Raw genomic sequence first — 949 nt, 5'->3', positions numbered from 1 at the left:
CCCGCGCCCGCGGCGCCACCCTGCGCGCCCACCTCGCCAACGTCCCCGCCCGCCTCGCCCGCGGGCAGGTCACCCTCCACCTCCCGCAAGACTGGCACGCCGAACACACCTGGCACGGACTGTTCACCGCTACCCACCGGCCACCACCAGCCCAGGCCGTCTAACCGGCGGCGACCCCCGCACACCCCGCGCCCTGACAGCACACACCGGCCCCGCCGGTCTCCCCATCCTCGCCCCGGACCCCTGGCAAGCCGCCAAGACGTGAGCGGCAGGACAGCCACGCCCCGAAACCCAACATCATCAAAGCTTCGAGCGACAATCCCCAGAAAGATCACGAAGATGATCAGGGAAAGCGCGTCGGTGCATCCAGGCTTAGACGGGCTCTGAGCACCAGAGATCGCCGACGTCGATCCGGACAGCACCGAGGATCCTGCACGGGCCGTGACCGCACCGGGCCACAACAGTCAACCAGCCAACATCAGGACCACAGTCGTCGCGCGGCCGGGCTCACATTCTCATACGAAAGGGTGGCGGCCACGCCGCCCTGGCTGCTCCTATCTGATCTCGTCTGCTCGTCCTGCGACGCGTCCAGCTCGGAGGTGTCCCCGTCGATGGCGCGGTTGGAGATCGGCGGCCGGGACGAGACACGCTGCGTGACGACAACGGACCCCCGGCAAACCCGATGATCAGAAATTCTCCTGGGTCGACCTGATGCGTTACGACGTATACGGCCATGGTTTGCTGGGCGGGTGGGCTAACCCGGCGACCTTGTGGAAACGTGCATTGAGATCGGACTGGGTGAGGGGCCAGCGCGTGTACAGGCAAAAATGATCCGGATACGTCGAGGTGAGGCACGCAAACCTCGACGCCGATACTTTTTTCAATCATGGCGTCTACAACCATCTGTTTCATAGCTCCGTAACCGGGTATAAAACGTCGGCCCGGAATG

The organism is Protofrankia sp. CiP1_Cm_nod4 (assembly GCF_982290645.1).
The sequence above is the reverse complement of the archived record's forward strand: the minus strand, read 5'-3'. Positions refer to the sequence as shown.